Origin of the sequence: Phyllobacterium trifolii, assembly GCF_014192095.1 — a bacterium.
Taxonomy (GTDB): Bacteria; Pseudomonadota; Alphaproteobacteria; order Rhizobiales; family Rhizobiaceae; genus Phyllobacterium; species Phyllobacterium trifolii.
In genome coordinates this window covers 78099-104524 of sequence record NZ_JACHXN010000015.1, presented here as the reverse complement: position 1 = coordinate 104524, position 26426 = coordinate 78099, and the positions used below count along the sequence as shown (strand labels likewise).

The following is a 26426-nucleotide window of genomic DNA, read 5'->3' as shown; positions in this document are numbered from 1 at the left end:
TAAGAGGATTAAAGACACTAACAAATAAAGAGCGTAAATTAATATTCGTGAAAAAGAAGTGCGGCTGGACGTGTTTAGGTGCGTTCAATAGATCAACTCGCAACAAAAGATAAAAATTGGGGTTAATACAATGGAGAATATTCATCCATCCCGTTTGGGCAACAATGAACAAGAGCCATATGATCGTGAGATCATTGTAAATAACAGCCAACAATCCAACGATAAATACAACGGTAATCGTCAATTCCAAAAATACAGTACAGAAGATTACTTGGCTATTGTCGACAAGCGCGCTTTGGAACGCGAATGTCTCGCTCAGGCTTTGATCAACCATCACATAGGCCTCAAAGTATTTACATTTGGTAGCCTGGAAGAATGGCAAGCCTCTAAAAAAGAACTATCCAATTTGCGCGCCGTGTTGATCAACACTGGCAATCGCACGCTGGACGATGCCAATCTAACCGCTGAAATCAGCGAGCTTGTCGCGACTTTCCAGACTGCAGCTGTCGTTGTCGTTGCCGACAATGATGATCTGACCTTTATTCTGAAGGCATTGGAACTCGGCGTTCGTGGATATATCCCGACAACAGTTGGCATCGAGATCTGCATGCAGGCAATTGAACTGGCAATCGCCGGTGGAAAGTTTGTACCGGCAAGTAGCGTTCTAACTTTGCGTAAGCTCCTGGGTGGCCGAAGCGACGAGTTTCGTCACATCACCACTTCGTTTACAGCGCGGCAGTCGGCCGTTGCGGAGGGTCTTCGTCGTGGCAAGGCAAACAAGATTATCGCCTATGAGCTCAACCTCTGCGAAAGCACGGTAAAGGTCCATATTCGCAATATCATGAAGAAACTGGGTGCTACTAATCGGACGGAGGTTGCGTACAAAATTAGCGACATGATTCCGCATGAATCCAGATTCTGAACGGCCTACCAGCTAACCGATATCTGATTTTCAGAGGTATTGATCATGATCGTTTCTGAAGTTTTGCCTCCCCAGGGCGGAATGCCATTGTCGCGAATCCTTTCGCTCCTGATGAACAGATGGCTTACAGTTCTATCAGCCATTGTTCTGTGCTTGGGGTTGGCGATAGTGGGCTATATGACCGCCCCGGCCAAGTACAGCTCCGAAGCGATCTTGGCCCTAAACGTTCGCAAATTGCAGGCACTTCCAAATGAATCGGTCGTTTCACCGCTTCCGCAGGAAAGTCCGGTTTTGCGGACGGAACTCGACATTATCAGCTCGCGCTCCATGGCCGAGAAGGTACTCGCCGACCTAGACCGTCAAGGTTTTGACTCCAAGGGCAAAATCATTGTGCCCGGCCAAGGAAATCTTGTCGCGACAGATGAGGAAACGCCGTCCGATCGGTCAAGAATTGACGAGCTTCTGTCAAATCTTAATGTTCTCAACGATGGCAGATCATACACGATTTACATCAGTTACCGTGCGAATAATCCGGAATATTCTGCTGCCGTCGCGAATGCGTTCGGTGAAGCGTACCTCAACTATCAAATCGATTTGCAAACCTCGGCCACACGCCGTGTTAGTGATTGGCTTGGCGGAAAACTCACCAGCCTGCGGGCAACGCTCGAACACTCTGAACGCGCCGCCGCCGATTTTCGCGAGCAATCAGGACTCGTGAAGGCCAACGGTATGACGCTGCAGTCGCAGCAAATTGCTGCGCTGAATGCGGAACTCGCGACCCTGCGGGGAAAACTTGCAGGTGCTGAAGCCCGGCTCTCAACCGCAATCGAAGCGTCAAAGAATAACTCTGGCGTGGCTTTGTCGGAGATTCTCAATTCCCCGGCCATCTTGGCACTTCGGACGGAACAATCCCGGATCGAGAGGAATATTCAGCAAATCAAGGAGAGCGGGGCAACTCAAAGCGTCCAGCTCCCGCAGTTTAACTCGCAGCTTGAATCGCTGAAGGGCCAGATTGGTGCGGAGGTTCAACAAATTCTGGATAGTCTCCGAAACGAGATAAATGTCACGCATCTTCAGCAAGCGTCGGTTGAGGCAAATCTGAAAGAGCTACAGGACAGCATGTCGACGGCCAACAAAGCCACTGTCCAGGCCGATCAGCTGGATCGCGAAGCTTCGGCAAACCGCGCTATATATGAAAGCTACCTGACACGTTACAAACAAACGATCGAGCAGGACGGTATCGCCACTGCCGAAGCGCGTATGATTTCGCGTGCTGTTCCGGCAAGATCGAAGGTAAGTCCGCGTCTTTCGTCATGGCTTGCGTTGGGTGGAATTGGCGGCATCTGTTTCGGGATGGCGGGCGCGTTTCTTATGGAATTGCGTGACAAATCCATCCGATCGAGCGTGGCTCTCGAAACAGCGGTGCGGCTGCCCATTATCGGCCGGATACCCCAATTGTCAGTTCGGGAGCGGAAAGAAGCCGCACGAATGGTTACCGACGGCAATTCGGGCTTTGGCCGCGCGATCGCCGACCTTCAGGCCCAGCTATTGCTGTCGGCGTCGACGAAAGCTGCTCGGGCAATTGCTATTACTTCTGCTGGCGACCAGGAAGGCAAGACGCTGATCGTAGCAGGCCTTGCGAGATCACTATCAGCTACAGGGATACGGACTGTCGTCGTGGACGCCAATTTCCGGAATCCGATGGTGGCCCATGAGTTCGGCGATCAATTCGGTCCCTATCTGGAAGAAGTGATCCGCGGCCGGCATACACTTGAAGCGGCGGTGCAGCACGACGCGGAATCCGCAATCGACTTTGTGGCGACGCAGACCTGTCAGGTTCCGGCAGAATTCTTGCTAGGCCACGAGCAATTCGCGAAAATGATTGCAGAGCTTAAGCGACAGTACGACATCGTTCTTATTGATACGCCAGCTATCGCCAACAGCGCGGATGCCATACGTGCGGCGTCGCTTGCCGACACGACGGTATTGGTCGTGCGCCGTGACGTCGCCAGGATGGAGGACGTCGTGACCGCCGTTACGAAACTACGCGCCGACGGCCGGAAAGTCAGCGGTATCGTTCTCAACAGCGACCACGAAAGCCGAGGTCCGGTCGCCTTGAGCGCCCCGCTTGCTCCCACCAAACTCGTCTCCGGGCGTGTCGTCAAGGAGCTTGCCGATTACGCAAAAACCCGCTCTTCCACCGCAAAGGCATGAGGTCGACAATGTTGATCAAACAAAAAAATAGCCGCCCGGGATTTGCTTACCGGATCAACAAGCTGATGACCGCTTGTGCGTTTTCTTCGATCCTCTTGTTGTCGCCAATGGCTTCGGCGGCGTGGGCGGACGAGCCATATAAAGTTGCATCGGGCGATGTCCTCCTGATCACCGTTTATGGCGATACTGGACTGTCAGGGACATTTCCCGTCAGCGTGGAAGGAACGATAGGATATCCCATTCTTGGCAATATCCCAGTAGCAAATCAAACCATTGCGGAAATCAGCAGCACCATCAGCCAGAAGCTGCTTCAACACATTCCGGGTCTCTCAGTTTCCGTGGCAATGAAGGAATATGCGCCAGTGTTTGTCATTGGCGATGTCCAGAAGCCCGGTAAATATGAGTTTCGCCCCGGCATGATTGCGCTCGAACTGTTCGCACTGAGCGGTGGGTTGAAAGAGGCGTTGGACAAGATGGACACAGCAGGGACCCAGCTGGTCACTGCGCGTCAGGACTATTCGGACACGTCTCTGCAATTGTTCGCCCAAGACGTGAGGCGTGCGCGCCTCCAGGCGGAGCTCGACGAGAAGCCGTTTGAATACGTTCTGGACAAAGAAACTATTACGGATGATTTGCCGGCCCGCCAACAGGTGGTCGACTCCGAGCGTCGGGTTTTCGATTTGCGTTTGGCAGCCTTGCACAGCGAAGAAAAAGCTCTTCAGGACCAGAAACAGAATTATCGCGAAGAGATCGATACACTGGAAAAAAGTACCAAGCTTCGTAACGAGGAAATTTCTCTTCTGGAACAGAATGTAGGATCTTCCGAGAAGCTTGTATCGCAGGGGCTCACGGCACAGTCGACATTGAGGGACAGCCAAAGGCAACTTTCCGCCATGCGCCGCGATGCCCTTGAATTCGGTTCATTTCTCGCACGCGCCCGGCAAAACGAAAACGCTATCGGGCAGCGCTTGCTAGCTCTGAACGAGCAGCGGGCAAACGACGCCGCCAATCAATTGCGTGACATTGAGCTGGATCTCATTCGCCTGAGAAAGCGACTGGCCTTCATCGTCCAGACGATGGCTGAGATTGGTGCGACGGCGCAGCGCGCAACAACGCGCGACCAGTCTGTGAGGCTGACTTTCTCCGTCGCGCGGATTGTAAACGGTGAGTATCAGGAATCGGAGTTGACCGAACATGATCCGATCAAGGCGGGCGATATTCTACGAGCCCAATTGGCAGTTCCGAAAGATGTGGCAGCAAACAGCATCAACCCGCCCGGTTAGATCAGCCACGAGCGGTCCTTGTACACAAAAAAGCAGCCAGGTCATGACCTGGCTGCTTTTTTAATCCCTGGCGTTAATCTAACGTGCGGCCGAAGCAATAGGCGCGACGTTGGTTGATGTGAGCATCGACTGTTGCCAACGCATATAGAGATCGGTCAGTCCGGTCTCGAGGTCGATGCTCGGCTTCCAGCCCATATCCTGCAAACGTGTAGGATCGACCAGCTTTCGCGGTGTACCGTCCGGCTTCGATGTATCGAACACGATGGACCCGTCATAGCCAACAATCTTCGCAATCAAGATCGCGGCATCATGAATCGAGATTTCGTGTCCCGACCCGATATTGATAAATTCAGGCCCAGTATACTGCTTCATAACGAATACGCAGGCGTCGGCCAGATCATCGACATGCAGGAATTCGCGCCGTGGTGTCCCCGTACCCCACACAACAACTGTCGGACTTCCCGAGATTTTGGCCTCATACATTTTGCGTATAAGCGCCGGAAGAACATGGGAATTCTGCGGATCGAAATTGTCGTTGGGGCCATAGAGACTTGTCGGCATCGCGGTCAGGAAATTCTGTCCATATTGCCGCGCATAGGCTTCGGCAAGCTTGAGTCCAGCGATCTTTGCTACCGCGTAAGCTTCGTTAGTTGGCTCTAGCGCGCCGGTGAGCAAGGAACTCTCCCGGATCGGCTGCTCGGCATATTTCGGGAAAATACAGCTCGACCCCAGCCACAGTAATTTTTGAACGCCAAGCTTATGTGCGGCATGCATGATGTTCATGCCGATCATCGCGTTGTCGTAGAGAAAATCAGCTGGGTATGTCGAGTTTGCAATGATTCCGCCAACTCTCGCCGCAGCGATGAAGATGGCATCGGGACGCGCGCTGGCCATCCATTCTTCCGTTTCAAGCTGCCGCGTCAGATCGAGATCATCATGGGTAACTTCAAGCAGTTCACAACCTTCGGACTGCAGGCGCCGTGTCAGCGCCGAGCCCACAAGGCCGGTGTGCCCGGCTACCCATACTCGTTTACCCCGGAGATCGAAGTGGTGATTTTCTGACTCAACCATGGAGATCATTCCGCCCTTCTTCGTGCGTGATGTTTCGCTTTTCGAAGACAGCTCATCGAATGTGGGCCGTGACCATGGTCCATTGCACACTCTCGAAATGCAGTCGGAGGAAGCGAGTTGTTGGATTCCAGTATATATGGCGCACAGCGCGACACACTTCGGCAATAGGGATAAGATCGGCTCCCAACCCGAGGGAATACAAGGCATATCGAGCACGTTGGGGCCTCTAAAAGGGGTGGAAATTGAGCGTGACCTCTCCGGAAGGAGTAGGCGGGATGATCAGTCGCGAAGGGCCGTAGTGCCTTTGTTGAACTTGTTCGCCAACTGCGAACTGCGACAATCAAGGCCAAGAATCTGTGTCTGACAGACGGCCCGGGCTTGAGGCATCCACAAATGAAGATCGTATTCGCAAACCGCTATTTCTCACCTGATCAATCAGCGACCAGCCGAATGGTATCGGGGTTGGCGTTCGCATTGGCGCGTCGCGGTTTTGAAGTCGCGGCAATCGCTAGCCGCACACCGCACGATCAACCTGACGTGACATTGCCGGCGGAAGAAATGGTGTCAGGGGTTAAGGTAAGTCGTCTATGGGCTACACGGTTCGGACGGAGCAATGTTCTCGGGCGGGCTATCGATTATCTCACCTTCCACGTCTCTGCATTCCTCTGGTGTTTGTGGAACCTCAAGAGCGGTGACGTCTGCGTAGTCTGCACCGATCCACCCTTGCTCTCCGTCACTACTTCCTTGCCCATTCGCTGGCGTCGCGCGCGAATGGTCAATTGGATCATGGATCTTTTCCCTGAAGTCGCCATGGAACTTGGCATGCTGTCGAATAAAAGCTTGTCAGGGACGGTCAGCCGATCAATGCGCAACTGGTCGATGCGCAAATCGGCCATGATCGTTTGTCCGACCGCAACGATGGCAGCCTATCTCACCGACCGCGGTTTCTCCGAGAAACAGGTTTTTGTCATGCACCATTGGTCCGATGGCGATGAGATCTATCCCGTAGAACCGGCGTCCAACAGCCTGCGGACGAACTGGGGTTTGCAGGACAAGTTCGTTGTTGGCTACTCGGGCAACTTTGGTCGCGCCCACGACTTCTCGACGCTGTTGGAAGCGGCGGTGCTTTTGAGTGGGCATGACGATATTCAGTTTCTAATGATTGGCGGCGGCCAGCAGAGGGCCCACGTCGAAGAGGTTGTGCGGAATCGTAATTTGACGAATGTAGTTTTCAAGCCACTTCAGCCCGCCGAACATATCGCTGAAAGCCTGAGCGCGGCCGATGCTCATATCGTGTCGCTTTTGCCTCGGCTCGAACACTGCATCGTTCCGAGCAAGTTTTATGGAATCCTGGCGGCTGGCCGGCCAACTCTCTTCGTCGGCGATCCAAACGGCGAGGTAGCGCGCGTGGTGGCCGCTGAAGACTGCGGCGCGGCTGTAGAAATTGGCGAGGGAAGAAGACTCGCGGATGTCATCCTCGAGATGAGAAACTCCCCCGAACGTCGTTTGCAGAACGGTCAAAACGCAAGACGTGTCCTGGAGACTCTGTTTTCACGGGAGAGCGCCGTGGCTGCATGGTCGGACGTCATGCTCAGATTCGATAGACCGACGGGGCTTCCATCAAAATCTTCTGTTTATGAGCCCGCAGAATGAGCGGTACTGTTGTCGTTAGCCAACTGGGTGCTCGCATGCATTACGCCGTGCCCCGCATCTTTGCATCCGAAAATCAGCTCGCGCATTTTTACACTGACATTTGCGCGACCAAGAGCTGGCCGCGCCTTGTCAATGGTCTCCCAAAAAACCTCCTTCCTTCTTCGGTTAAGCGCCTCGTTGGACGCGTCCCAAAAGGTGTAGCACCGGAATTGATCTCGACCTTTCCTGGTTTCGGTCTCCGCTCGGCGGTCCGCAGGCTTCGCCTTGCGAACGTTGTCGAGGAAACGGAACACGCCGTGTGGGCCGGATCCGAATTTTCGCGTTTGGTGGTTGCAAGCGGCTTTCATGGCGCAGCGGGCCTTTACGCTTTTGCCGGCGATGCGCTGGAGCAAATGGTTGCGGCAAAACAGCAAGGCATGTGGACTGCAGTCGAACAGATGATTGCCCCGCGTGAAGTTGTTGAAGAGCTGGTTGGGAGCGAGCAGCAAAGTTTTCCTGATTGGGCCGGACCACATACTGACAATGCACATGCCAAGATTTTTGCAGAGCGTGAGAAAGCCGAGTGGGAGCTCGCGGACATTATCATATGTCCTTCGGAATTCGTCCGACGCAACGTCATTGCACGCGGCGGAAAAGCTGAACGATGTGTGGTCGTTCCATATGGCATAGATCCGCAATACCCGCCTCAGGACATTATTCGAATTGGCGGGCCTTTGCGCGTGTTGACCGTGGGACAAGTCGGTCTTCGAAAGGGTTCACCTTATGTCGCAGAGGCAGCGCGTTTGCTCGGCCCATCGGCGATCTTTCGCATGGCAGGCCCGAGCAGCCTTCCCGAGCGTGTTACGACTCATCTTTCGAAGCATGTCGAACTCCGGGGAATCGTCCCGCGTGCAGAGATGGCTGCAGAGTATGAGTGGGCCGATGTCTTCCTTCTTCCCTCCATTTGCGAAGGCTCGGCAACTGCTGTTTATGAAGCGCTTGCCGCCGGACTCCCCGTCGTCTGCACGGAAAATGCGGGCAGTGTGGTCCGCGACGGGATCGATGGCTTCATTGTTCCTATTCGCGACGGCACGGCGATAGCAAAAGCGATCACTACGTTGGCAGACAATGTCGGGATGCGCGCGGCAATGTCGGAAAGCGCTGTGGCGCGCGCCGCGGACTTCACTGTTGACCGTTACGGCAAACGGTTGCTTTCCGCACTATCGAGCCTTACTGAGCAGCGCGTGCCCGTGTGTGTCGCATGAAAATTGTCCATGTCATATCTTCGATCGATCCTGCCCAAGGAGGCCCGCAGAGTGCCTGTGTGCGATTGGCAGCTGCCCAGGCGGCACTGGGTCACGACGTTCACATCATGAGCTATGGCGGCATCGAAGTTGAAAAGCGAGCATTCAAATCTGCCCAAGATGTTCCATTTGTTGCGCTTGTTCACTGGCACTTGCTGGACGATCCGGACCGGATGGAACAGATATTGTGCGTCGAAGGTTCCCGCCAGTTGCGCCAGGTGTTGAAGGGCGCGTCGTTCGTCCACATTCACGGCGTGTGGGAGCCTATTCTCAGAAAGGCTGCAAACACGGCAAGATCGAACCGCATCCCGTACTGCGTCCAGCCACATGGTATGCTCGATGCCTGGAGCATGAAGCAAAAACAATTGAAGAAGCGGATCGCGTTGCTTCTTGGGTATCGCAAGATGCTTGATCAGGCAAAATTCTTGGTGACGCTCAACAACGACGAATCCCGGCTGCTTGAGCCACTTCGTCTTAAGGCACCGACTCTCACTATACCGAACGGCATATTCCTGGAAGAGTTTTCTGATCTTCCAGGGGCAGGGTTCTTTCACGAGCGGCTTTCTCTTGCCCGTGGAAAGCGTGTCATTCTCTTCCTGTCCAGACTTCATACCAAGAAGGGTTTGGACATTCTTGGGGATGCTTTCAAGCTGATCGCTGAGTCTCACCCAGACGTCGATCTTGTTGTCGCTGGCCCGGATGGCGGAGCCCGGGAAGGCTTCGTATCCCAGATCGATCGGCTGTGTATCGCCGATCGGGTTCATTTGATCGGCCCTATCTACGGCGAGGACAAATTGCGCGCATTGGTCGATGCCAGCTGCTTTTGTCTTCCGAGCCGCCAAGAAGGTTTCAGCGTCGCTATTACCGAGGCTCTGGCCTGTGGCCTGCCAGCAGTAATTAGCGATGCGTGTCACTTTCCAGAAGTGGAAACGGCAAATGCTGGCTTGGTGGTTCCACTTGATCCGGCCGAGGTTGCTTCCGCGCTCGCAAGTGTCTTGGACAATCCGGCAATGGCATCGACTATGGGGCAGAATGGTCAACGGCTTGTGCGCGAGAATTACACATGGCCGCGCATCGCCGAATTGACGATCCAGGGATATGCTCCCAATCACAATCCAAAGACTCTATCTAGAACAAGTAGACTTGTGGCTGTTACGGATCACTGAGCTGCAGCATCCCGGTTGCGCGTTTTGACAGCTTTTGCCGGATTTCCAACGTAAATCGTCCATGGATCGAGCTTGCTGAAGGCAACTCCCCTGGCACCGAGCACCGCTCCCTCGCCAAAGACGACTCCGGGTCCCACAAACGCTTCGGCTGCGATCCAGGCATTGGATCCAATTGAAATGGGCCTGCTCTTCAACGGAAATCCTGGATCATTGACGTCATGGGTGCCCGTGCACAGATGGGAACGCTGTGACACGATAGCGAAGTCCTCAAGCGTGATTTCCGCGACGTTGTAACAGATAACACCCGGTCCCATGGAAGCGTGCCGTCCCATGGTGAGGTTTCCGGGCCACCATATCTTCACGCTGCTGCGCACGATTGCGGTCGAATGAATGCGCGCGCCGAACCGCCGGAGGAGCCAGCCTCTCCAGGGATATAAAAACGATGGCGTCCAGGCTGCAAGCAATATCCAGCAGATCGTCCAGAATAGTCTCATCAGCCGGAAGCGAAATGCAAACGTGGCACCCCCCACGCGCGGCAGGGGCTGCGCCGTGCTGTCGAATGTTGGATCGCTGTAGCGTGACCGCATGATATGACTTTCCTTATCGGGCTGTTGCCACGCCAAAGTTAGCAGGAAGCGACAATCCGCTCGAATAATACGGATGGAGATCTGGCGAACGACTCCGGCACCACACCAATGTCGGCAGCAAGAATATCAGCATGTGAACCCAAACAGTCAGAACCCAGTCCGTTTGGTGTGATATGGCATGAATGGCGGGTACAATCGAAAATATGTAGACGAGTTGCGCCGACATCTCTCCGCTCTTCGCCGAGGCCCACAAGCGGCTCATCAGATAGGCGAGGAGAAGAAACTTCAGGGCGCCAAAATACCAGAAGGACTGAAACGCATCGGCCATACCCGTTTCAGTCGTACCTGTCAGCGGATCGTAATCGCGTGCCGCGACAGGCATTGTCATCATGAGTGACTCTTTGAACTTCGCTCCGACGAGCTGTGCTGGTACATAATTGAAGACCAGCCTGTTCCAGTGGAACTTGCCATAGTCGAAGTCCATCGTCTCTTCTGTATGATGAAGGCGCCAAATGGCATTCCGCATTTCCGGACCACCATTTTTCAGCAAATCATCGAAATTGGCGGCAACGTTGATTTGAGCGATGTCCTGCCACACAGGTGCCGAATTGGCCCTCGTAATCGTGCGATAATCACCCATGCTATTCAGCAGGACCGTACCGATAAGAACGCCCGCCAGCATGATGGTGCGCGGTATGACCCACCCCTTATAATACCAGAATGCCAGCGCAAAAATGATAATTAGCTCGACTGCTTCTGCGCGCTTTCCGGTAACGACAATCCGGTCAAAATAAAATATCAGATCGACGCCTATGATGAACGCAGCGGTCCACGAATAACGGCGGGCAAAACACAGAACGGCGATGGCCATGCCATAGCTCATGAAGCGTGCGAAAAAGAGCCACGCGACCGGCGCGCCGCTGATCTGCACGCCAACCATCATCTCACCCGGCAACCGGCTGAGCTTGTAGTAAAAGTACGCGCCTGTGAGAGAAAGAAAAAAAGCCGCGATTAACAGGCGTTTTTCATCGAAATCCCAGCGAAAAAAGGCAAAGGGCCTGGCGTTTGAAGACCACCCCAACCAGCACATCGAAAGACAAAGGATCGTGAAAGCGATCGTCTTCGCATACCCGCCCTCCGGAAGAAAACGATCATCCGCCAGTGCCGGAATCTGCGGAAGAATAAAAGCGAAGGTGATAACGCCCACCAGAAAAGGAAACTGATAGATGCGCTCTGGCTTCAGCATGCCCCACAATAGCAGCATCAGCACCGTTCCCAGCATTAGCCATGTCAGTAGCCAGTTCATGTTCTCGCCTCCCGCGAGGGAAATGCAGCAGGGATACGGGTGGATTCCAAGCCGAGAAAATGGCGAATGGCGTACCAGACCGTCTTTGGATACTCTTTCATGATCTGAATTCCATCGGGACCAAATGCGACCTTCTCGAGTGGCTGGCGTGGTTCCACCGGAACCGACATCCAGCGGATATCTTCGGACGCGGCCTCAAAGCTCGCTATGGCTCGGCGCGAGTGATACCAGCTCGTCACGAGAACGGCGCTGCGCACATTCATCTGCTTGAGGATCGGTGATGAGAAAAGCGCATTCTCCCAAGTCGTTCCCGACTGGCACTCGACGGCAATGGCGCTTCTGTCAACTCCTTGGTCGATCATTGCCTCCCGTATCCAGTAACAGTCGCCGTCACCGCTGACCAAGACCTTTGGCGCGACACCCGTCTGCCACAAGCCTGCGGCTCTGGTGGCCCGTGAGGGACCATCTCCGCCAAGAACGACGATCACGTCAGCTTTGCCGATTGGATCGCGAATCGTCAGGAGCGGGTCGGCCAGGAAAAGCGCCAAGGGGGCGGCGGATATCGCCAGCACCGCGGCGAGACCAAGGCCGGCGAAGAACCACTTGCGCGATCGCTTGCGAGCGCGCCGTTGCCGAATGCTCAATCCAGGGTGAGTTTGGGCACGTGTCATACGGAAAGGCCGAGTTCTCGTCGCTGCAATTCTCTCATCTTGATAACGATCATGTATTCATATGATGCGATGAGCCGACAGTAATGATAACCCTGCCAGCCGTCGAGGAAACCGCCGCGGAGAAAATACATATAGGCGAATCTGGCAGCCGGACGAAATGGCAGGCGATACGAGAACTCCTTGAGCGCCCGCCGTCTGGCTTCTGGTGTGGCGCTGAAGAAAGAGGTCCATGGAATTTTCTTGCTGCGCAAGATCTGCAAGGACTCGCGCGCTTCGAAACCCGAATAGCGGTTATGCTTGTCGAACCAGGCGGTCATTCCCTTGTTGAAGCTGTAGTGAACGAAATGCGACTGCAGACGCCCGGTCGGACCATCGCCAACGGGACGCGAATGGCATTCGCGCTCATACTGGATACGTTCCGGTCGGGCGAGACGCGTAATCCACGTGGGGTAAAGGCTGCTATGCTTGATCCAGCGACCCATGAACATGTTCTTGTAGCGAGCGCTGAACATTGCTTCGGGTCTGTCCGGATCGGCAGCTATCGCCAGCATTTCGTCGCGTAGGTCCTCGGGAGTGATCTCGTCAGCGTCGGGCATATAGACCCATTTATGCTTGAATTCGATTTCCTTCAGTCCATACATGCGCTGTTTTGTTTCGGTCTCATACTTGTGTTGATAGACGCGCGCGCCGGCGGCCTTGGCAATCTCGAGGGTTTTGTCGGTACTATAGGAATCCAGCACGACGATATCGTCGCACCATGTCAGCGAAGCCAAACATGCCGGCAAGCTCTCTTCTTCATTCAAGGTCATGATCAGGACGGATATTGACAAGGGATTACTCCACACTTTTGGCTAATTTAAACGGCGTCTGAAAACATGCCGGCGTTGTTGTTGGCATTAGGCGGCGGAGGCGTGTGAACGATTTCTGCACGTATGGGAGCAGGCGGCATCGGGTTCAACTGGGCGACCGCCACTGAACGCGACTGCTGAACCCAATCTGTGCCCGCCTCGCTCGAGAGAAACACGAAGGCGGAATGCGCAGCTAACGGTATCAGCAAGGCCACCGTCATCAGATAGTTTGAAGCTTCGATAATGATGCCGAAAGATCCTATCCCACCGCACAGTGCCGAAGCTGCAAGAATGATATTGGTCGTCGTCCGTGGCGAAATCGACCTGTCGAGCAAGAGATGATGAAGGTGCGAGCGGTCAGCCGCCAACGGGCTGCGGCCTGCATAAAGCCGCCGGACGATCAGGCTGAGCGTATCGATCACGGGAATTGCGACGATCCACAGGAGCACGGAAAACGCGATGTGGGTATGGGTCGACAAGCGGATTATCAGATAGGCGATTGCGGCGCCCAGCGTCGTGCTGCCGGCATCTCCCAGAAATATCTTGGCACGCGCGATCCAGGGGCTGCGCATATTGAATGCAAGGAAACCGCTGACTGCAGCCAACAGCACGACGATCGGCAGCACCAATTCGCCCGCGCCTTTCCATCCGGCGACCACAGCGAGCCAGAAAAGAGCCACGGCCGCACTCCCGCCCGCCAAACCATCTATGCCATCGATCATGTTCCAGGAATTGATCAGGCCAACTACGAACAAAATAGCCACGACCGTAAGGAGCAGGAAGGATATGTCGAGAAGGACAGGCGGAAGTGCGATGCCGGTCACAATGGTCGATCCTGACAGCGGATTGACCAGTATAATTGCTGCAACAAATTGCGCGGCGAGCCGCTTCGTTGCCGAGAGTTCGTTGCGATCGTCGATCACGCCAACAATGATTGTGATAAGGAGGCCGACCCAGAAGTTCAGGGCGAGCAGCGGCTCGTTTCCCTGAACGAGCATGACCATTGCGAAGGCGGCGAATATCGCGATTCCGCCGCACAGAGGCACGACGCCATCATGCAATTTTCTCCTGTCAGGATAATCGACGAGAGAACAGGCGTGCGACACCTTCTTCAAAACAACGATCAGCAAGGCACTGACTGCCATAGCTGCGAGACAATTGGTGATCCAAACAAACAAGACACACCTCCAGCTGATTGTGCATCCCTCGTGCAAGATGTTTTCACCTCGTCACGGCCGTACGGAATGCTTTTCATGGAGAATACCGCTGCCATTCACGCGGCACCATTTAGGAGAAGTGAGAAGCAGTTCCTCCTGAAGGATGAGCCCCGCTGTGTCCCTTTGGACTAATAGAATCGCGCGTATAAAGGGCTATTCTGGGTAAATTGGGTACTGTAAGGCTGCCATCGTTACTCCGTGTCACGGTCGCGTCACGTTTGGTTACATAGCCTTGCTGATCCGCAAGTATTTGCAGCATAAAACAGAATTGAAGTAGCCTTTCAAAAATTCCTTTCGAAATAAGACAAGTACAAGGGGAATACTTCTTTCACCAGGTGGCGTAGGGTATGAACATGAGTGTAACAGTTGCGCGTAGGGGAACTGACCTTATTCAGCAAGGATCCCCGGTTGACGGCGGATCGAAATTTCGTGGCGGCATATTTATTCACGCCGAGGCCGGAGTTGTTTTCCAGGGGTTGATGCAATCTCTCGAAAGAACATTCCCGGATATTCAGGTCAGCCTCTCGAATAACGTTGGGGACACGGGCACACCCGATCCCAATGTAGGCCTTGTGCTGCTTCACGCCGACTTTGCTTCCGACGTGGTCGACTGCATTGCCCGTTGCAAAATGCGGTTCCCGAATGCATCGGTTACGCTGATGATCGATGAGAACAGCCCTTCCACCCAGGAACTCACTGGTCTTTTTGACAGCAAGACAATCCAGGGGCTTCTGCCCTTCAGCTTGAAACTTGATGTTTGGCTCGCGGTCGTCTGGCTATTGCTTAACGGGGGCGATTACTATCCCTCCACCATCATCCGTTCGATGGAAAAGTCACCCAGCGTGTCTGGTAAGGTACCGCAGCTCTATACTCAGCCAGATAATGCTTCCAACAGGGCGTGGCCCGTCAAAACGCTGACATTGCGGGAACACGAGATTCTGCAGCTTTTATCGGAAGGCCTGCAGAACAAGATCATTGCAGATCGCCTCACACTCTCGATCCATACGGTCAAGGTTCATGTGCATAATCTGATCCGCAAGTTGCGGGCGCATAACCGCACACAAGCGACGGCGATTTATCGCAACAGCATGAACCATCATGGAATGAAACCCTTCGACACGACAGTCGTGCACTGACCCAACGGTCAGTCCGGCTACCCCTAATGCAGGACTTCTACCTCAAATTGGCGCCTTGTACGGTCTCATACCAGATGTAAGATCATAGCATGACGCTATTCCAGCCACATAGATTCGATGATCAATCGAACAGAACCAACGAATGCAAGAACGCCCTCCGGGCAGCATTTGAGGAACTGGTGGATGACGCGTTGACCGCCGGTTGGGACAGGTATGAGGTTTCCCTCGCTTTGTCCGAACTTGGCGAACAACTGGTCCAGGCGACAGCTGAGAGCGCCGGTTCGGAAGCCGACATCGCGATCGCCAAGGCCATATTCGAAATCAAGCGCGCGTTCTAAAACCCCATTGGAAATGGATCAGCGGCCATCATGACTATTGCATGACAGTGCTTCCATTCTCTTATATTTCTCCACTTGAATTTTCTCTTGTGTATAGCTTTTTGAATATTGCGATCTGTAGTATTTTAGTGACTCAATCGAATTTATTATTTACTAATCAGTTCTCTTCGGAATGACCGCAGCCATGGCCGCGTGAGGAAGGAAATTGACGGCAAAGTCTCGAATTTCAGCGCTTTATCGGGTGATTGCGCTTGCCATGAGGAATGCCTTAATCCATAGTTATTAGACTTTATGCTAATACTCCCTCTAGTGAACTATTTGAAGCTATAGTAGAGTTAATGGCAAGACAGAACGGCATTAATCGATTGACAGGGCTACGTATACAGAAAATCAAATAAAATCCGGGGTTTAGGCGGAATGAAGCTGGCGGTTTTTGGAGAGGCGACTGTTAGTCTGGGCGGGCAACTCGTCCCACGCGTACCCGCGAATTTTCTTCGCATAATAGTCTATTTGCTTCTCGAGAGTTCCAATCATTCTGTTTCCCGCGGAAAGCTTTCTCAGGTTTTCTGGTCCGATACGGATCAGGCCCATGCTTCCATGAATCTGCGCCAGAGCCTGGCGCGCATCCGTAAATTTCAGGAACAGTACGGCCTCAACCTTGTCCAGGGCGACGCCACATATGTCTATCTTAACCTGTCGCAGGTGAGAGCAGAGCTGCTCAGCATCGATCTTCTTGAGTATCTGGAGTTTGCGCAGTTGGGCGACATAGAGTCTGTCCTCAGCCTTGCCGGCCTTTATACTGGCGATCTGCTCGCACATAACGAGCCACAGAATTCCGATTTCGATGAATGGCTGGATGTCCAGCGCGTCAAGCTGCGCGATGATCTGATCACGACGCTCTTGAGGATGGTCAACCAGCCGGTTGGCGTCAGCATCGACGAAAAGCGCCAATGCGCCCGCAAGCTGATCGAGATCGATCCCTATCAGGAGGTCGGCTATCGCACTTTAATGCAGACCGCATCGCAACTGGGTTTGATCGCGAAGGTCGAGCGAACATTCCGCGAATGCGCCAAGAAGCTCCGTGACGACCTCGATGTCGATCCGGAAGAAGAAACGATCGAGCTTTACCAGAAACTGCTGCCCAAACTTTCACCAGCGACAACGCGAGCCCTTATCCTGCCGCAGCCGGCTCCTCCGCTCGTTGCCAATGGCGTGGAAATCCAGACCCCGCAATCAATCCTGGCGACAACCCAGCTTGAGCAGAACAAAAGGGCTGGCCTGCCGCGAGTCATGGTCCTTTATATGCCGCACAATGCAGCGGATCCGATGGAGCAGCTTGCAGCCTCGCTCGTAGACGATATTACCATCGGGCTTTGCCGTCTGCGTACGCTGTCGGTTGTTGCGCCCTATACATCGAAGAGGGTCGTCTCCGAATCTCCCATTGACAGTTTCGAAGGGCTGAATGCGCAATTCGGAGTCAACTATGCCGTCGACAGCAAGATCGTGCGCCGCGATGGTTTCTGTTTCCTGTCGGTGAAATTGGTCGATGTTGCTACGCAGGAAATCGTCTGGGCCGAAAAGCAGAAGTTCGATTATGTCCTGCCCGAGCAGCAATACCGCCAGCTGTCGATCCGCATCATACTCTCCGTTGTTTCGGTCATCGAGAAGTCCGAACTCGACCGCTACAACAAGCTTTACCAGGACCCGAATGCTTACTACTGGTATCTCATAGGCAAGAAGGAAATAGACAAGTTCGACCTCCCCAAATTGCATCAATCGCGCCAGGCCTTCAAGAATGCCCTGACGGCTTCGCCAGATTTCGTGCCGGCTTTAAGTGGCATCGCGCGAACGATGCAGAAGGAATGGTTGATGCGTGCTCGAAGCGAGAAGGATATCCTGCTTGAGGGTGAGCAGATCGCCAAGCGGGCCGCACCAGCCGACCCGGATGATGAACGGCCTTTGCGCGAACTTGGCACCATCAGCATGTATCTTGGTAAATTCGACGACAGTCTCGAATATTTCGACCAGGGCGAGTCCATTAATCCGCAGCACGCCGATCTCTTGGCCGACTATGCTGACGCACTCAACCACTACGGCTATCTCGAGCTGTCATTTGAGAAGATTGAGCAGGCCATCGCTTTGAACCCGTTGGCCCCTGACTACTATTATTGGGTAGGCGCGGGCACGCTTCACGACCTCGACAGGTACTCTGAGGCCATCGACTTTATACAGCGCATGCAGAACCCGCGCGTTGCTGCGCGTCCTATGGCAGCCTGCTGGGCCATGCTTGGCGAAAAAGAGAAAGCGTTCGAATGCAGAGATCAAGCACTAGAGGACAATCCAAACTTTAGAATTGATGACTGGATCAAGGGCATGTGCCTGAGAGTTCCGGAACAGCGTCAGAAATACGAAGACTCGCTCCGGGAAGCAGGTTTTCAATAATCAGCAACATTCGAACTTCAAGTAAAGGGACCATACTATGGCGAAATATTTTATCCTCGGCGAAGCCGGGCAGGCTGAGCTTTGGCTGGTTGACGTGGAAAATGGAACAGTTGTGCCGGCGGCGGGAGCCGGCGACGCTGGTTTGGTCAAGGTCATTGAGACCGCAAGAAAGCAAGGAATAACGACCATAAAAGGTGTGGATGTTGCGATTGCGACCAATAATAGATCCGATAGCGCAACGAAATCGCATATTGTTGATCCAGCCCCAGTTAAAAAGTAAGTTAAATTTTGAGAAAAAGGGGTCGTTTTCATACTTCTTCTTGATCTAAAATAAAATCGTCATACGTTCGCCATGTGGGCTCTCCTTCATAGAAAGGTTATTCGCATGGCAACTTTTTACATCTTGAATGATCCAGAGACGAACGCGCTCTGGCTCGTTGACTCTGAAACTCAAACGATCGAGCCTCTCGATCGTGATTTAATCGCCTCTTCCGGACTGGCTGGCAGTGAATTCATTGATTCGATTGCCAATCGACCCGGAAATATCATTGCTGCCGATGCAAGCCGGAGTGACGCTACTGGCCGCGCTCATTCTAGCGGTATGGTAATGACGGCGGGCAGGCGGAATGATCCGTCGGACCGCGCGCATTTCTTTGGTCCTGCATCGAAAGAAGCAGAGATCTTCTTAACAGTGAACGCACGGGATGAAACATCTGATCGTGCTCACTCGAGCAGTCCGGTTGTGGCCACTGGGTATCGCAGCAATCCATCGGAGCGTGCGCATTCTGCCGGTCCGGTTGTGGACAGCGTGTACCGCAGCAATCCATCGGAGCGTGCGCATTCTGCCGGTCCGGTTGTGGACAGCGTGTACCGCAGCAATCCGTCGGAGCGTGCGCATTCCGTCGGTCCGGTTGTGGACAGCGCGTATCGTAGCAATCCATCGGAGCGTGCGCATTCCGCTGGTCCGGTTGTTGCCAGTGGGTACCGCAGCAATCCGTCGGAACGGGCGCATTCCGCTGGGCCCGCGGCAATAAACTAAACACAGTTGCAAACGCGTTATCCAGCATTTGGATAGTTTGCAATAAATGCGTGCTTTGCGGCCTGATGGAGTGGCAATGAAACCATTGGCCGAGATTCCGGTTCTCGACCGGCTGACGGCAGACGAAGCGAACCTTCGTTCTGCTTTCCGCCCGGGAGAATTGTCATCGACAAGACTGATCGATGCGGACGAAACCGTTAGCCGGTTGCGGCCGCACTTTCCGCGTTTGGGCATCGTCCGGATGGCCGAGGTGACCGGCCTCGACCGGATCGGCATTCCCGTGTGGATGGCCGTGCGCCCCAACAGCCGGACATTGGCCGTCAGCCAGGGTAAAGGCATCAGCGCCGCCCATGCCCGCGCTTCCGCCGTGATGGAAGCCGCCGAAATCGCCGTTGCCGAAGATATTCCATTGGCTTCCTTTGCCGCCAGCCGCCGCGAGCTACGTGACGCCGGTCACGATGTTTTTGACGGGCGCGTGCTGTTGATGCGTGGCGCGGACGAGGCCGGGGCCGATGAAAACGATTATTGGCTCGAAGGCTTCGACCTTTTGAAACAGAAGCCGGTTTTTGTGCCGCGCGAACTCGTCTCGCTCGATTTCACCTCGGCACGGCAATCCTGGCATTATTGCCAGTCGACCGATGGCCTTGCCTCGGGCAATTGCCTGCTGGAAGCGGTCATTCACGGATTGTGCGAGCGTGTTGAACGCGATGCGACTGAGTTATGGCGCTTTCAACGTGACGCAGGTGTACAGGCCCATTGCGTCGATCCGGCGGTTTTCGACGATAGCGGCATTGACCGGCTGGCCGAACGGATCGCTGCGGCAAACTTTGTCCTGCGGCTGTTCAACGTAACGTCGGATATCGGCCTGCCTGTCTTCATGGCGACGATCAGCCCGGCGACACAGCATGGCACGTATCTGCATTTCGATCTCGCCGCCGGTTATGGTTGTCATCTGTCGCCGCGCGTTGCGGCAATGCGGGCCATAACCGAGGCGGCACAGACACGGATCACCAATATTTCCGGTGCGCGCGATGATTTTGACCCCTCCGAATATGCGCAGCGCCTTGCGCCGGATCTCGGCGTCTACATCCACGCCGAACCGGCCGATCATTGGCGGTTTGACGAGCCAGAACCTGCGGACCGCGCCAGCCTCGAAACCTATCTCGAACCCTTGCGCCGGCGCGGTATCGGCAGCGTCGTAGTCGTTCCAATGGGCGGCGAGGACTACGGGATGTCAGTCTGCCGTGTTTTGGTCAACGAGCTGGAAAGTCCGGCCGGTATCCGTAAGCATCGCTTTGGCGGGCGCGCGCTCAACGCCATGCTTCGGCAATAGGAGAGGGCGATGAAGATCCTGTTCGCGGGCCCAAGTCTTTCCGGAACTGAATTTGTACCGGTGCGAGGCGGTGAAGACCGCCTTCTGCCGGAATACGGGTTGACCTGCCGAGGTCCGGCCAAATGCGGTGATATCACCCATGCGGTAGATCAAGGCTTCCGCGTCATCGCACTGGTCGACGGGCGATTCGAAGACGTTGCCGCGGTCTGGCATAAGGAAATTCTCTATGCGCTGTCGCGCGGAGCCACTGTCTACGGCGCAGCCAGCATGGGCGCCTTGCGCGCTGCCGAGTGCCATCCGTTTGGCATGATCGGCATCGGCGAAGTGTTCGAGCGCTACGCCTTTGGCGGCCTGGAAGACGATGCCGCCGTCGCACAGGTTCATGCGCCCGCCGAATTCGGCTACATCGCCTTCAGCGAAGCCATGGTAACCATCGACGCAACGCTTGATGCGGCACTTGCCGCGGGAACAATCGATACCGGGGAATACGCTCTGATTCGCACGCGCGCCGATGCCGTGTTTTTCAAGGAACGGACCTGGCGGCGGGTATTCGAGGTTGTCTCGTCCGAGATCGATCGCGCGGCTGAACGATTGAAACCACATATCCGCAATATCAAGCGTGAAGACGCCTCGATGCTGCTCGACGTTCTTCTCGAGCGTAAAAGCGCTGCCCCGGTCAGAGAGCTGCAGCCTGATTTCGCCGGATGGCAATTCAACGAAACCACGCAATGGAGCAAGCTTCGGGCTTGAACCTATTGATTATTTCGTCCTGATTGCGCCTAACCCCAATTAATTATCGGACTTCTCGAAAAAACACGCAAAAAAGGCATTTGAGTCACGCTTGCGTAACGGTGTGAAACATAATCTCATCCCATGGTCGCAAGTTTAACGCATGAAAACAAAACAAAAAAGCATTCAAGCGTGTGGGAGCAAGCGGGCAGTCAGTGGGGGACCTACGCCGGAATTCTAAATATTATATAAACAGTAAACTCAGAATTTCGGCGTAGCACTGGTCTAGTTGGGGGTTTAGTTACAAAATAAAGTTCAGAAAACGACAGGTGAAAGCCACGCATTGCGCGCCCCCTCCAGGGCGCGTTTTTCTTTGCTGGTACCTTGCTCAAAATTTCTAGCAGAGTGTTATTCTGCGCCCCCCGACCGTTCAGTGTCATCGTTGCTTTCGTCATCGTCGTCGGCGGCAAGCCATTGATCGAGAATTGCGACGGACATCGGGCCGAGATTGGGAATCAGCGTCAGGTCAAGCTGTCGCGCCCACGCACGCTCGGGCTCCCAATCTGGCGGCATGTTCCATGGGGTTCCGCCAAACTCGATCCACAGCGCATTCACGATGCGTGAATGCACTGTCTTTGAGGGGCAGAATGTCTGCAGGCGATTTCGCATGAATACCCTTGGCAAATGTTGCGTGAGATTGCTTTTCCTGTTCGTTGGCCTGGGGCAGGGCCGGCGCTATGCTCGGCAACTGCCTTCTGCCTCAGATCGGGATGCGCAACGGAGAAACTCTTTGCCACGCGTGGCCAGGAAAGTTCTGGCCGATGCCGGGAACTGGACGGTGAGCCCGGCAATCGCAGGGATAAAGGACGCCATCTCATGGAGAAGGCGGCCCGTTCCCATTGTGTTTTTTCTCCGCTGTTCGTTCAGCGGTTTTCTTCTATACGGCATAACTCGGGCCCCCCAACGACCCCATTCAATTCTCTATCTGCCTCGGTAGTTCAGGAAAACTCAAGGCATTACTTCCAAGTTCGTGGTTATATGCCATATAACCTGAGCTCCCCTTGTCCCACCAAGAAGTACCGGTAGTTACTACGCAGTACAAATGCGGATTTTCGGAAAAAATACTATATTTGTATTTATAACTCTTCTTCGTTTCGTAGTTTTTTTGATTCGCTTTTGACAAATAAGTTATAGTATATTGACTTTTCGTCAATAATTAAAATTGATTAACAGTACTAGCAAAACCATAGTAATAATTATTATAGCTCCAGAAACGGAGCCTTCACGTTTGAAGTGAGCGATTAATTCCAGATATTACTTGTGGCACTTGTGCAGGCCTGGCGCGTCAGACCTGGATATTTTTGAGCTTTATGAATGCCCAGATCGATTTGTTCACGTCGATGACAGCGTCGATTGTCGCTTGAATTCGCTTCATCTCGGCATCGTCCAGCGCTTCGACTTTTCCATATTTCAAATTGTCGTCCATATCGACGATGCGCATCAGTTGGGTCGATGCAATGCTGCCCGTCTCGTCAAAAGAATAAATACAATGGTTGTATTTGTTGCGCAGGCGCTGCTCGCGCGTCATACGGTTGCAGCTTCCTTGTTGGTGTTGAGCAGGTGGGCAATAAGGTAGATGAACAGGCTTTCGGTGTTCGTCCACGTATAGTTAAGTTTGCCCACCAGCATCAATACGTCATTAATGCGGGACATTTTGACTTATACGGCCCGGGCCATCTCAAGCGAGCCGTCCACGCGACCCATCCCCGTACCGTACGCTTTAAAAGGGGGCTGGTACGCCTCCTGGTCCATGCTGTTCCGGTATACCGCTGCAGCTTGGGTGCGATTGTGAACCCGAAGCTTGCGAATAAGATTGTGCACATGAACCTTGACGGTGTGTTCGGAGAGCGACAGCCGATCCGCAATGATCTTGTTCTGCAGACCTTCCGACAGAAGCTCCAGGATCTGAGTTTCGCGGAGCGTCAGCGTCTTGATCTGCTTGACGACACCCGAACTATTTTTTCCTTGGTTGCCGAAAGCATTCGCGTGACCGCCGGCCGAGTTCTTCTCGATTGAACGTATGATAGCCGAAGGATAATACTCACCGCCATTCAGCAGCAGCCAGATTACGGCCAGCCAGATATCGAGTTTGAGACTGAAAGGGAGAAGTCCCTGGACCTGCCGGTTGTCGAACAGGCTGTTCAACTCTTGTAAACCGGCGCTGTTTTCATCAATCATCATTGTGATCGAGGCGCTGGGAAAGCGCTTTTTGAAACGTGTAATGCACTCGGCTACATCGGCGACGAAGCCGCTGTGAATAAGCACGAGACCAACATCTTCATCAAACTTTTCGAATTCGACGAATTTGCTGGAAAGGTGAACATCGATATCGGGAAATGTTCTTTCCAGGGATTGAACCAGGCCCTGAAATACCACTCCCGATTCGGCATAGATGAATATGCCACTTTTGAATTTTGAGTCGCCCTCAATCTTCGATGCATAATGAATATGGTCAGGTGCTGTTCCACTCATAATAGTTCCCTACGCCCTTTGATGAGAAGAGTATTTCTCTTCAGGATTTATTTGCGTTTTCGCTTAGTCCAATAAGTTCTTTTATTCATTTGCCTCAACCTGACAGTAAGCCCCCGCTACCCGTGTTGATTAATAGAGGATTAATAAATGCCGCGTGACGCGGTCGTGACATAAGCAGGGAATAAATGCTGGGCTGATTCGAACTCTTAAAACCGATTCCGCATGCAAAGACAGTGGTTGTCCGGATCTTGGCCTCCCCAATATTACTTATGTAGAACTCGTAGTTGCCGCTCCCTTGTCCCCATTTTGGGTACCGTGCTTAGAAAAAGCGACCGTAAACACTGATAACCAGGAAGCTGGCCAGAAGGACGATTCGCCCAGTCGGGTGCAATCAAGGGGTCTAAGCAAAATTGGTAGCTTTCGATTGGAGCCTTCGCGGCATAACGTCCGCTGGCTTGGATTTTATAATAGTAGTTTAGGGTAGTCCAAGTATCAATTGGTAAACATAAGTACTGAATATCGATATGGAGTATTTTTCCTATCGCAAAATCCTGCATCGACAGTTTTTGTTTGCTTGAATCTGAAGGCATATGAAGCGGGCATCGTAACCCCGTTTGAAATGCATAGAGGTTTTGCTCGCTCCGATCAAAAATCGGAGAAATAATCATGAGTGGAAACAAAAACAATTAATACAACTGGCACCCAGGTAACAATGGCGATCCGTCGGCATCGGCCGATTCAGATGCCGCTACACCCGCGGCTGCAGCGCTGGCTCTCCAGTTGCAGGCCCAGGGCCAGGGACAGTTGGATGCACAGGGACAAGGCCAAGGCCAGAGTCGGGCGTTCCGGGAGTACTGAGTCTATGAATCTAATGAAAACAGCGCCGGCAGCTATGGGCTGCGGCGCTGTCAATTCAACGGCACGAATGTCTGATTAGATGCAGGCCATCCAGGCAATACGGCGAATGTCGGTGCGTGCGATCCCAAGATCAGCAAGGTTGCGATCGGTGCACGAACGCAGTTCGTGAAGGTTCTGCCGGTACTGACGATATTTGTGAATACGGTTGCGAAGGCTCATTGGTCTTACCCCTTTTATTGCCCTCCCTTAAAACAACTATGCTTCGATTTGTATCGATTTAAAACTGCAAATGTTGCAGAGCAGCATTGCTTATGGTGCATAGCGGTAAAGGGCCGATATGAGCGCTCGCTGTCAGCTGTCGATGCGGGGCTTTTCATCGACAGATACTTGCGGCTATACAAGGAAGAGCACGATCCTTCTGTCTGTTCAGGATAAACCATTGTCACAGCCGGTAACGACCACTCGAGACAGGCTTGAGGAAAGACTGGCGCGTCTGACGGCACGCGACAAAGATGAGCGCGTCTTCGTCAAGCTCTACACCGAGACTGCCCGCCGCGAGGCTGACGCCGCAGATCGACGTCGGCGCGAGGGCGCGGTTCTCGGACCGCTCGACGGGCGGATTGTGTCGATCAAGGATCTCTTCGACGTCGCCGGTGAGCCGACCTTGGCGGGTTCTATCATCCGGCGCACCGCCAATCCGGCAATTGCCGACGCTCTCATCGTTGAAAGACTACGTGTTGCCGGGGCGGTGATCATCGGCAAGACGATCATGACCGAATTTGCCTTCACTGCTGTCGGCCTGAACCCGCACTATCCGACAGCGCCGAACGCTGTCGATCCGGATCGCGTCGCAGGCGGATCGTCCACCGGCGCAGGCATATCGGTGGTGGAGGACACCAGCGATATCTCCATAGGCTCGGATACTGGAGGGTCGGTTCGTATTCCTGCAGCGCTGAATGGCGTCGTTGGATTTAAACCCACAGCCAAGCGTGTGCCGCTGCAAGGTGCCTTCCCGTTATCGCCAAGTCTTGATTCCATCGGGCCATTGGCGTGGTCGGTTGCTGATTGCGCGATCGCCGATGCTGTTATGGCCGGGGAAACGATCCCGGTCCCCGAGGCGATTTCCCTGAATGGACTGCGGATAGGTGTGCCGCGAGGGCAGCTGTTTGCGGAGATGGAAAAGCCGATTGCCGATGCCTTCGAACAATGCCTGCAGGCTTGCGCAAAAGCGGGAGCGATCATTATCGATTGTTCGGTTGATGATCTGATCGATGGGTTGGCCGACGCGACGTCGATTGGTTCTATCGCCGGCATTGAAGCCAGCCGTATTCACGCTGAGTGGCTGCATGATGAGACGCTCGACGTTGATCAGCGTGTCCAGCGTCCGCTGTTGCGCCGTCTTGGCGTTCCCGAATCCGATTATATCAAGTTGATGCGGAAGCGGCAGGCGCTCGTGCGGCAGATGGATCAACGTATTTCCGCCTTTGATCTCTTCGCTTTGCCCACGACACCTATTGCCGCGCCAACGATCGCCTCGGTGAGGGACGAGATCGTCTACAAACAGATTGAGACGCTGCTCCTGCGAAATACGCAGATCGCCAATCAGTTCGATCTGACGGCGATCAGTCTGCCAATGCCGGGCCTGACTTTGCCGGGCGGACTGATGCTTGTCGCTCAACATGGTGCGGACAGACGGCTGCTGGCCATGGCTCTGTCCGTGGAACAGCTTCTATCCTGAGCTATATAGTCGCCGGCTCATTTGAAATGATAATCATGAAACAACTCGAAATAGCACTCG

22 protein-coding genes and 1 pseudogene are annotated in these 26426 nt (G+C 53.8%); 13 read left to right on the top strand and 10 right to left on the bottom strand.

Annotated features, from left to right (window positions below):
- The first annotated feature begins 130 nt into the window (after positions 1-130).
- The 3 genes from FHS21_RS20795 to FHS21_RS20785 are packed head-to-tail and all read left to right on the top strand — an operon-like array spanning position 131 to position 4419.
- Positions 131-922, top strand: a complete 792-nt coding sequence (locus FHS21_RS20795; RefSeq protein WP_112526193.1) for a response regulator transcription factor — start codon at positions 131-133, stop codon at positions 920-922.
- Positions 923-967: 45 nt separating this feature from the next.
- Positions 968-3136 carry a GumC family protein gene (locus FHS21_RS20790; RefSeq protein WP_112526192.1) on the top strand — a complete coding sequence of 723 codons (2169 nt, stop codon included), beginning with the start codon at positions 968-970 and terminating at the stop codon, positions 3134-3136.
- A gap of 8 nt (positions 3137-3144) precedes the next feature.
- On the top strand, positions 3145-4419 hold the full coding sequence (locus FHS21_RS20785; RefSeq protein ID WP_246411125.1) for a polysaccharide biosynthesis/export family protein: 1275 nt from the start codon (positions 3145-3147) through the stop codon (positions 4417-4419).
- A gap of 78 nt (positions 4420-4497) precedes the next feature.
- Here the strand turns inward: FHS21_RS20785 and FHS21_RS20780 are convergent, their stop codons facing one another.
- Entirely contained in the window at positions 4498-5499 is a 1002-nt protein-coding gene (locus tag FHS21_RS20780) for a GDP-L-fucose synthase family protein (protein ID WP_112526190.1), read from the bottom strand.
- 384 nt (positions 5500-5883) lie between these two features.
- Between FHS21_RS20780 and FHS21_RS20775 the strand changes: the two genes are divergently transcribed.
- Genes FHS21_RS20775 through FHS21_RS20765 form a run of 3 tightly spaced genes read left to right on the top strand, consistent with a single transcriptional unit; the run spans position 5884 to position 9592 of the window.
- Positions 5884-7143 carry a glycosyltransferase family 4 protein gene (locus FHS21_RS20775; protein ID WP_210283584.1) on the top strand — a complete coding sequence of 420 codons (1260 nt, stop codon included), beginning with the start codon at positions 5884-5886 and terminating at the stop codon, positions 7141-7143.
- A complete protein-coding gene (locus FHS21_RS20770; RefSeq protein WP_112526186.1) occupies positions 7140-8387 on the top strand; it encodes a glycosyltransferase family 4 protein in 1248 nt (415 codons plus the stop codon). The genes FHS21_RS20775 and FHS21_RS20770 overlap by 4 nt, the downstream gene beginning before the upstream one ends.
- Positions 8384-9592: a glycosyltransferase gene (locus FHS21_RS20765; protein WP_112526184.1), complete on the top strand. Its 1209-nt coding sequence runs from the start codon at positions 8384-8386 to the stop codon at positions 9590-9592. The genes FHS21_RS20770 and FHS21_RS20765 overlap by 4 nt, the downstream gene beginning before the upstream one ends.
- Here FHS21_RS20765 and FHS21_RS20760 read toward each other — a convergent pair.
- The 5 genes from FHS21_RS20760 to FHS21_RS20740 are packed head-to-tail and all read right to left on the bottom strand — an operon-like array spanning position 9586 to position 14182.
- Positions 9586-10179 carry an LbetaH domain-containing protein gene (locus FHS21_RS20760; protein WP_112526182.1) on the bottom strand — a complete coding sequence of 198 codons (594 nt, stop codon included), beginning with the start codon at positions 10177-10179 and terminating at the stop codon, positions 9586-9588. The two genes, FHS21_RS20765 and FHS21_RS20760, sit on opposite strands and share 7 nt — an antisense overlap.
- Positions 10180-10192: 13 nt before the next feature.
- Positions 10193-11485, bottom strand: coding sequence for a hypothetical protein (locus FHS21_RS20755; RefSeq protein ID WP_112526180.1), 1293 nt, complete (start codon positions 11483-11485; stop codon positions 10193-10195).
- Entirely contained in the window at positions 11482-12156 is a 675-nt protein-coding gene (locus FHS21_RS20750) for a YdcF family protein (protein ID WP_112526178.1), read from the bottom strand. Before FHS21_RS20750 ends, FHS21_RS20755 begins: the two co-directional genes overlap by 4 nt.
- Positions 12153-12986, bottom strand: coding sequence for a glycosyltransferase family 2 protein (locus FHS21_RS20745; RefSeq protein WP_112526176.1), 834 nt, complete (start codon positions 12984-12986; stop codon positions 12153-12155). The genes FHS21_RS20750 and FHS21_RS20745 overlap by 4 nt, the downstream gene beginning before the upstream one ends.
- Positions 12987-13012: 26 nt before the next feature.
- Positions 13013-14182: an MraY family glycosyltransferase gene (locus FHS21_RS20740; RefSeq protein ID WP_112526174.1), complete on the bottom strand. Its 1170-nt coding sequence runs from the start codon at positions 14180-14182 to the stop codon at positions 13013-13015.
- A gap of 392 nt (positions 14183-14574) precedes the next feature.
- On the opposite strand from FHS21_RS20740, the gene FHS21_RS20735 reads away from it, so the two are divergent.
- From FHS21_RS20735 to FHS21_RS20710, 6 genes are all read left to right on the top strand, one after another.
- Positions 14575-15357, top strand: a complete 783-nt coding sequence (locus FHS21_RS20735; protein ID WP_183663827.1) for a helix-turn-helix domain-containing protein — start codon at positions 14575-14577, stop codon at positions 15355-15357.
- An 89-nt stretch (positions 15358-15446) separates the two neighbouring features.
- A complete protein-coding gene (locus FHS21_RS20730; RefSeq protein WP_112526170.1) occupies positions 15447-15695 on the top strand; it encodes a hypothetical protein in 249 nt (82 codons plus the stop codon).
- A 597-nt stretch (positions 15696-16292) separates the two neighbouring features.
- Entirely contained in the window at positions 16293-18137 is a 1845-nt protein-coding gene (locus tag FHS21_RS20725; RefSeq protein WP_162701820.1) for a BTAD domain-containing putative transcriptional regulator, read from the top strand.
- Between the two features lie 37 nt (positions 18138-18174).
- Positions 18175-18417 carry a hypothetical protein gene (locus tag FHS21_RS20720; protein WP_112526165.1) on the top strand — a complete coding sequence of 81 codons (243 nt, stop codon included), beginning with the start codon at positions 18175-18177 and terminating at the stop codon, positions 18415-18417.
- Between the two features lie 835 nt (positions 18418-19252).
- Entirely contained in the window at positions 19253-20509 is a 1257-nt protein-coding gene (locus tag FHS21_RS20715) for a YcaO-like family protein (protein ID WP_183663825.1), read from the top strand.
- Positions 20510-20518: 9 nt separating this feature from the next.
- A complete protein-coding gene (locus FHS21_RS20710) occupies positions 20519-21259 on the top strand; it encodes a TfuA-like protein (RefSeq protein ID WP_112526159.1) in 741 nt (246 codons plus the stop codon).
- Positions 21260-21646: 387 nt separating this feature from the next.
- Here FHS21_RS20710 and FHS21_RS20705 read toward each other — a convergent pair whose 3' ends face one another.
- From FHS21_RS20705 to FHS21_RS20690, 4 genes and pseudogenes are all read right to left on the bottom strand, one after another.
- A complete protein-coding gene (locus FHS21_RS20705) occupies positions 21647-21907 on the bottom strand; it encodes a hypothetical protein (protein WP_112526157.1) in 261 nt (86 codons plus the stop codon).
- Between the two features lie 676 nt (positions 21908-22583).
- A pseudogene (locus FHS21_RS20700) lies at positions 22584-22951 on the bottom strand (hypothetical protein).
- Positions 22952-22957: 6 nt separating this feature from the next.
- Positions 22958-23770, bottom strand: coding sequence for a helix-turn-helix transcriptional regulator (locus tag FHS21_RS20695; RefSeq protein WP_112551433.1), 813 nt, complete (start codon positions 23768-23770; stop codon positions 22958-22960).
- A 933-nt stretch (positions 23771-24703) separates the two neighbouring features.
- Positions 24704-24847 (bottom strand): DUF1127 domain-containing protein, encoded by a 144-nt coding sequence (locus FHS21_RS20690; protein ID WP_112526153.1) that lies wholly within the window; start codon positions 24845-24847, stop codon positions 24704-24706.
- A gap of 220 nt (positions 24848-25067) precedes the next feature.
- Between FHS21_RS20690 and FHS21_RS20685 the strand changes: the two genes are divergently transcribed.
- Positions 25068-26366, top strand: a complete 1299-nt coding sequence (locus FHS21_RS20685) for an amidase (RefSeq protein WP_246411124.1) — start codon at positions 25068-25070, stop codon at positions 26364-26366.
- Positions 26367-26426 lie beyond the last annotated feature (60 nt).

Coding starts and splice junctions, on each gene's coding strand:
- FHS21_RS20750 (WP_112526178.1), bottom strand. CDS start 12,156: ATGACACGTGCCCAAACTCACCCTGGATTGAGCATTCGGCAACGGCGC.
- FHS21_RS20710 (WP_112526159.1), top strand. CDS start 20,519: ATGAAGATCCTGTTCGCGGGCCCAAGTCTTTCCGGAACTGAATTTGTA.
- FHS21_RS20795 (WP_112526193.1), top strand. CDS start 131: ATGGAGAATATTCATCCATCCCGTTTGGGCAACAATGAACAAGAGCCA.
- FHS21_RS20775 (WP_210283584.1), top strand. CDS start 5,884: ATGAAGATCGTATTCGCAAACCGCTATTTCTCACCTGATCAATCAGCG.
- FHS21_RS20730 (WP_112526170.1), top strand. CDS start 15,447: ATGACGCTATTCCAGCCACATAGATTCGATGATCAATCGAACAGAACC.
- FHS21_RS20690 (WP_112526153.1), bottom strand. CDS start 24,847: ATGAGCCTTCGCAACCGTATTCACAAATATCGTCAGTACCGGCAGAAC.
- FHS21_RS20695 (WP_112551433.1), bottom strand. CDS start 23,770: ATGAGTGGAACAGCACCTGACCATATTCATTATGCATCGAAGATTGAG.
- FHS21_RS20785 (WP_246411125.1), top strand. CDS start 3,145: ATGTTGATCAAACAAAAAAATAGCCGCCCGGGATTTGCTTACCGGATC.
- FHS21_RS20790 (WP_112526192.1), top strand. CDS start 968: ATGATCGTTTCTGAAGTTTTGCCTCCCCAGGGCGGAATGCCATTGTCG.
- FHS21_RS20755 (WP_112526180.1), bottom strand. CDS start 11,485: ATGAACTGGCTACTGACATGGCTAATGCTGGGAACGGTGCTGATGCTG.
- FHS21_RS20705 (WP_112526157.1), bottom strand. CDS start 21,907: ATGCGAAATCGCCTGCAGACATTCTGCCCCTCAAAGACAGTGCATTCA.
- FHS21_RS20720 (WP_112526165.1), top strand. CDS start 18,175: ATGGCGAAATATTTTATCCTCGGCGAAGCCGGGCAGGCTGAGCTTTGG.
- FHS21_RS20725 (WP_162701820.1), top strand. CDS start 16,293: ATGAATCTGCGCCAGAGCCTGGCGCGCATCCGTAAATTTCAGGAACAG.
- FHS21_RS20780 (WP_112526190.1), bottom strand. CDS start 5,499: ATGATCTCCATGGTTGAGTCAGAAAATCACCACTTCGATCTCCGGGGT.
- FHS21_RS20770 (WP_112526186.1), top strand. CDS start 7,140: ATGAGCGGTACTGTTGTCGTTAGCCAACTGGGTGCTCGCATGCATTAC.
- FHS21_RS20760 (WP_112526182.1), bottom strand. CDS start 10,179: ATGCGGTCACGCTACAGCGATCCAACATTCGACAGCACGGCGCAGCCC.
- FHS21_RS20715 (WP_183663825.1), top strand. CDS start 19,253: ATGAAACCATTGGCCGAGATTCCGGTTCTCGACCGGCTGACGGCAGAC.
- FHS21_RS20765 (WP_112526184.1), top strand. CDS start 8,384: ATGAAAATTGTCCATGTCATATCTTCGATCGATCCTGCCCAAGGAGGC.
- FHS21_RS20735 (WP_183663827.1), top strand. CDS start 14,575: ATGAGTGTAACAGTTGCGCGTAGGGGAACTGACCTTATTCAGCAAGGA.